The following is a 1402-nucleotide window of genomic DNA, read 5'->3' on the forward strand; positions in this document are numbered from 1 at the left end:
AAACTAGTTTAGTATTTACATTGATACTATATTAGTATAGCGGTTTTCAATGTGGTGAGGTACAAAGTCCTAGGTGTTCCCAGATCCGCTGTTCCCTGTTCCCTTTGCTATCAAAATACTATTACGTAAACGAACGAGTAAACTTGTGATGGAAAATAAAGTAATCGATGTCAGTGGTCTAAGTCCAAAACAGATTGCTATCATTACAGAAATTGTTGAAACTTTTAAGTTAGTTGCTCAACAAAAAGGGTAATCGGGAGTCGGGAATCGGGAATCGGGAGTCGGGGAGATGGGGAGATGGGGAGATGGGGTGATGGGGAGTTTGATTAGAATGTGTAGTGTGAGCTTTGGTATCAATAATACTCTTAGCTTTAATCGCTAGACGGGGATTACCTAGTAAATACCAAAGAAAAGCATGAGTATCGAGAAGGGAGCATCCCATTTTGGAAAAAATCAAAAACTTATTCGCGATTAAAACTCGCGAATAATATCCCGACTTAGATATCTTCTTGTTCAGAGTCGAAAGAAATATCTAGTAAGCTATTCTTAAGAGAATCAATCCTTTGTTGCAATTGTGAAACTATGCTGAGGGGGCGACGAAATAATCTAAAACGCAGACTCTATAAGTAATCTAGCCCTTAGACCTCGTTGATAATACTTTCGTTGTCTTGATGCAGTCGCTCATGGGGGAAACCCCCAAGACCGCGCTGCATCGCTTATTAGGACCCACGTCTCATTAATTCGGTTACTAATTCTAGACAAACATCTTTGAAGTTAACCCAGGTTTGACCATATAAACCAACGTAAAAACTGCTATGTCTTCTCTCCAATCGGCCAGATTCTTTTACACGAGACACATAGTTTTGGATTCCTTTACGTTTAATGTTATGACCTTGAATAGTTGCAGAAGTATAAGCTATAATCATGTGCGGCTCGTTCCTAGTAGGAGCTGCCTGAAACAGGCAGGGTATGACTAGGGGGATTCGCGGGAATAATCCCAAAAATCCTAACTATCCTTCGGATGGTGGTGTAAACCCACCCCTTGAGGAGATAAGTGACTCCCTACCTTGGCCACACCGAATAGGCGGCAACCTATAGAGTGAAGCTGGCACCAGGGCGGAATCAGAGGTAAAGCAGATTATCCACACTGCCGCTAACGGGGAGGCGACAAGGGCAAATAAGTTCTAAAAAAGTGTCTGATAGCTAAGCCGCAATCTGGAAAACAAAATGCGAGACTTTATTCCTTTATTCTCACAACGTTTTATGGTTGACAGTTGTAATCTCCGAGAAGGGAATAGGCAAAATGGTTAGAAGTTACCGCAAGAATAGTGGAGCCTTTATAGTTAGTCGGCTATGGGTAAAAGGGTTAAAAATTTTGTAGTAAGGCTCCACTATTCTAAGG

At 41.5% G+C, this 1402-nt stretch carries 1 protein-coding gene and 1 pseudogene; both read right to left on the bottom strand.

Annotated elements, in window-relative coordinates; translation table 11 throughout:
* Nucleotides 1-229: 229 nt before the first annotated feature.
* On the bottom strand, nucleotides 230-442 hold the full coding sequence (locus F6K53_RS42590) for a hypothetical protein (RefSeq protein ID WP_293086600.1): 213 nt from the start codon (nucleotides 440-442) through the stop codon (nucleotides 230-232).
* Between the two features lie 304 nt (nucleotides 443-746).
* Nucleotides 747-920: pseudogene (locus tag F6K53_RS42595) on the bottom strand (IS4 family transposase); the annotation flags it as partial.
* Between the last annotated feature and the right edge of the window lie 482 nt (nucleotides 921-1402).

It is taken from the genome of Moorena sp. SIO4A1, assembly GCF_010672065.1.
Lineage (GTDB): Bacteria > Cyanobacteriota > Cyanobacteriia > Cyanobacteriales > Coleofasciculaceae > Moorena.